This is a genomic window from Azospirillum sp. TSO22-1, from assembly GCF_003116015.1.
GTDB lineage: Bacteria > Pseudomonadota > Alphaproteobacteria > Azospirillales > Azospirillaceae > Azospirillum.
The window spans coordinates 1-4,467 of the sequence record NZ_LGQZ01000193.1; the positions used below are offsets into that span (position 1 = coordinate 1).

Consider the following 4,467-nt stretch of genomic DNA (forward strand, 5'->3'; position numbering starts at 1 on the left):
GGTAACGAAGTTAACGAGCGCCGAAGGCGATCGTAGGCGGAGCGCGGTCGCCCGACTTGCGGGCGACCGGTGGAGGGGACCCAGGCGCAGCCTGGGGAGGGTGGGGGCTACGGCGTTCCCGGCGGGCCGTTGCCCCCACCCAACCCTCCCCCAGCCGGGCTGGAGGAGGGCTCAAGCGCTCACAACGTTTCCACCGTCACCGCGGCCATCAGTTCCGCGATCCGCTCCGGCGGCGGCAGTTCCGGGCCGAGGCGGGACAGGGTGCCGGCGGCGAACGCCGTGCCGCGCCGGGCGCAGGCCTCCAGGTCGCCGCCCTCCAGCCGCGCCGCCAGAACGCCGGCCACCATGGCGTCGCCGGCGCCCACCGTGCTGGCCACCGCCACCTTCGGCGGGACCGCCAGCAGCGCCCGGCCGCCCTCGACGAACACCGCGCCGTCGGCGCCCAGCGACACCACCACCAGCGCGATGCCGGACTCCGCCAGATCGCGCGCCGCCCGCACCACCGCGTCGCGACCGGACAGCGGGCGGCCGAGCAGTTCGGACAGCTCGTGCGCGTTGGGCTTCACCATGTCCGGCCGCGCCGCCACCGCGTGGCGCAGCGGCGCGCCGCTGGCGTCCACCACCACGAAGGCGTTGTGACGGCGCAGGCGCGGGATGATGTCCGCGTAAGCGGTCTCCGGCACGCCGGCCGGAACGCTGCCGGCCAGCACGGCCGTGCCGTTGTCCGCGGCGAGGCCGTCGAGCGCGTGCAGCAGGCCGTGCCAGCTCTCGGCGCGGATCTGCGGTCCCGGCAGGTTGATGTCGGTGACCGAGCCGCCCTCGCGGTCGACCACCTTGACGTTGACCCGGCTGGCGCCCGGCACCCGCAGGCAGCGGTCGGTGATGTGGCGGCGGCGGAACAGCGCCTCGAACACCGCCGCGTTGTCCTCGCCCAGGAAGCCGGTGGCGGTGACCGGCGCGGGGCCACCGGACAGGAAGGCGGCGACGTTGACGCCCTTGCCGCCAGCGGTGCGGGTCTCGGCCACCGCGCGGTTGACCGCCCCGGCGGTGAAGCCCGGCACGTCGAGCGTCTGGTCGACCGCGGCGTTCAGGGTGACGGTGACGACTCCCTTCATGCCGCACCTCCAGGGAAGCGGTCGCGCACCAGCGCGCGCACCTCGGCCGCGTCGTCGCACACGAGCGCGTCGCGCGCCGTGCGCTCGGCCTCGGCCATGGAGATACCGCGCAGCCGCGCCTTGACCGACGGCACGCTGGGGATGGCGACGCTCAGCTCGGTCAGGCCCAGGCCGGCCAGCAGCACGGCGCCCGCCGGATCGCCGGCGATGCCGCCGCAGGCCCCCACCCAGACGCCGGCGGCCTTCGCCCCGGCCACCGTGCGCTCGATCATCCGCAGCACGGCCGGGTGCAGCCCGTCGGCCTGCGGCGCGAGCACCGGGTGCAGGCGGTCCATGGCCAGCACGTACTGCGTCAGGTCGTTGGTGCCGATGGAGAAGAACGACACCTCCTTCGCCAGCCGGTCGGCCATCATCACCGCCGAGGGCACCTCGACCATGATGCCGATCTCCACCGGGGCGACGCCGACCGTGCGCCGCTCCTCCTCGGTGATCGCCTTGGCGCGGGCGAGTTCGGCGGGGGCGGCGATCATCGGGTACATGATGCGCACCGGCCCCTCGGCCGAGGCGCGCAGCATGGCGCGCAGCTGGGTGCGGAACAGGTCCTCCCGCTCGAAGCACAGGCGGATGCCGCGCACGCCGAGGAACGGGTTCTCCTCCGCCGGCAGGCGCAGGTAGGGGACGTTCTTGTCGCCGCCGATGTCCAGGGTGCGCAGGATGATCGGCAGCCCGTTCATCGCGCGGACCATGATGCGGTAGGCCTCCAGCTGCTCCTCCTCGCTGGGCGGGAAGTCGCGCTGGAGGAACAGGAACTCGGTGCGCATCAGGCCGATGCCCTCGGCCCCGGCCTCCACCGCCTTCACCGCGGCCTCGGGATCGGAGAGGTTGGCGGCCACCTCGACACGCCGGCCGTCGGTGGTGATGGCGGGCTTGTAGCGCTCCAGGTGCTCGGCCTCGCGGCGCTGGGCGACGGCGACGCGGGCGGTGGCGGCGCGGGCGCGGTCACGCCCGGACGGGCCGGCGACCAGCACACCGTCGTCGCCGTTGATGATGACCTCCCGCCCGTTCTCCAGGTCGAGCAGCGAGGGGCCGGCGGCCACCACGGCCGGGATGTCCAGCGAGCGGGCGATGATCGCCGTGTGCGAGGTCGCCCCGCCGCCGGCCGTGCACAGGCCCAGCACCATGGCGGGGTCGAGCTTGGCGGTGTCGGACGGTTCCAGGTCCTCGGCCAGCAGGATCACCGGGTGGTCGGGCAGGGCGGCGACGCTCTCCGTCGCGTCGGCCAGCAGGCGCAGCACCCGGCGGCCGACGTCGCGCAGGTCGGCGGCGCGGCCGGCCAACAGCGCGTCGGTCAGCTGGGCCAGCGTGTTGGCGCGCTCCTCGTACACGGCGCGCCACGCCCAGCCGGCGCCTTTCCCCGCGTCGATGCGGGCGTGCGCGTCGGCGGCCATCTCGGGGTCGTCGAGCAGCTCCAGGTGCGCCTTGAAAATGGCGGCCTTGGCCGCGCCCGCCTTCTTCCAGAACTCCTCGTGCAGGTTGCGCAGGTCGGCGGCGGCGCCGGCCAGGGCGTGGTCCAGGCGACGGTGCTGGACGGCGGGGTCGGGCGCGGTCTCATCGACGGTCAACTCTTCGCGCTGGAACTTCCAGGCGGTGCCGGTGGCGACGCCGGGCGAGGCGGAGATGCCGGCGATCACCTGACCGTCGTAGTCGAGGTCGGCCGGTGGCGCGGCGCGCGCGGGCGGTGGCGGGGGCGGCGTCCCGGAGACGGTGGACTCGTCCAGTCCGGCCGCGAAGGCGGCGCGGATGGCGGCGAGTGCCGCGTCGGCGTCGTCGCCCGCGGCGCTGATGGTCAGCGGCTGTCCGCCCGACACGCCGAGGCGCAGCAGCGAGACGAGGCTCTTGGCGTTGCCGGTGCCGCCGCCGTGGCGCACGGCGATCTCCGAGCGGAAGCGCTTCGCCACCTCGACCAGCGCGGTGGCCGGGCGGGCGTGCAGGCCGTGCGGGGAGGGGGCGGTGACGGCGATGGACGGCCCGGCGAGCGGGGCGGCGGCGTCCGGCGCCGGGACGGTTTCGCCGCCGTTCAGCACCGCCATCACCGCGCCCGGGTCGGTGGTGGTGCCCAGCCGCGCCGCTTCAGCCGGGTTGCCGAGCACGCCGGTGAGGCGTTGCAGCACGGCGATGTGCTCGTCCGATCTGGCGGCGATGCCGACGACGAGGCGGGCGGGCTCGCCGCCCCAATCGACGCCGCCGGGGAATTGCACGACCACCACGCCGGTCTGCCGCACGAGGTCGCGGGCCTGGGGCAGGCCGTGCGGGATGGCGATACCGTTGCCGAGATAGGTGGAGGTGATGGCCTCGCGGCCGAGCATGCTGTCGATGTAGCCGGGCTCGATCAGGCCGGCGTCGACCATGGCGCGGCCGGCGGTGCGGATCGCCTCGGTCTTGTCCGCGGCCGAGAGCCCAAGGCGCACCTGCGACTCCGTGACCTGGAGCATCGGCGGTCCTCCCCTGTCAGCCCGGTCTTGGCCGGATCGATAGACAATGGTGCGCGCGGGCGCCGCCTCCAAGCGGCAGCGCGGCGTTGACCGTGGCCGCGGCTTGCGGGAGCATGCAGGGACGCGGCCCAACCCCTTGCGGAGGAGCGACCATGCATCCCGTCATGCGACATCTGGCCCGGGACCATGTGGCGATGCAGGCCGTCCTCGACGCCGTCGAGCGCGAGGTGGCGGTGGCCGAGGCCGGCGGGCCGCTGGATTCGGAGCTGGTGGTGCTGGCGCTGCGCTACCTGCGCGACTTTCCGGAATGGCACCACCATCCGTTGGAGGAGGCGCTGTTCGCGCGGGCCATCGGCCGCGATCCCGGCTGCGAGGAGGCCTTCGCCGAGGTCTGGGCCGAGCACGACCGCTTTCCGGCCGCCAGCCAGCGCCTGCTGGACTGGTTCGAGGACGGGCCGGGGGCGCCGTCCATGACGGCTGCGGAGGCGTTGGGCGAGCTTGGCCGCTACGCCGCCGGCCAGCGCCGCCACATCAGGCGCGAGAACGACGAGGTCTTCCTGGTCCTGTTGTCCGTGCTGACCGACGAGGATTGGGAGGTGGGCGGCAGCGCCAGCGTCGACGGCACTGCCGGCGCGTTCAAACCGCTGTTCGACCGGATCCAGGCGGCCGGGGCCAGTGCCACCCGCTGAAGAAAAGTTTGTAGGCGCATCAATCGGTTGGGCGCTGTTATCCGAAAAATCGCAGCCAAAACGTCGCACCCCTCTTGCAGCCAGGAACGGTTAGCGCTAACAATCGCAGCGCTATTGTGAGCGCTAACAATATAAGAACACGCGGCGCCCGCACACCGAAATCCGGTACGG

Annotated in this window: 3 protein-coding genes; 1 reads left to right on the forward strand and 2 read right to left on the reverse strand. The window is 73.7% G+C overall.

The window, feature by feature from the left end; genetic code table 11:
* Positions 1–179: 179 nt before the first annotated feature.
* Positions 180–1,115, reverse strand: coding sequence for a 1-phosphofructokinase (gene pfkB, locus TSO221_RS33305; RefSeq protein ID WP_109122761.1), 936 nt, complete (start codon positions 1,113–1,115; stop codon positions 180–182).
* Entirely contained in the window at positions 1,112–3,607 is a 2,496-nt protein-coding gene (gene ptsP / locus TSO221_RS33310) for a phosphoenolpyruvate--protein phosphotransferase (protein WP_109122762.1), read from the reverse strand. The genes pfkB and ptsP overlap by 4 nt, the downstream gene beginning before the upstream one ends.
* 152 nt (positions 3,608–3,759) lie before the next feature.
* On the opposite strand from ptsP, the gene TSO221_RS33315 reads away from it, so the two are divergent.
* Entirely contained in the window at positions 3,760–4,296 is a 537-nt protein-coding gene (locus TSO221_RS33315; RefSeq protein ID WP_158284298.1) for a hemerythrin domain-containing protein, read from the forward strand.
* The last annotated feature ends 171 nt before the right edge of the window (positions 4,297–4,467 follow it).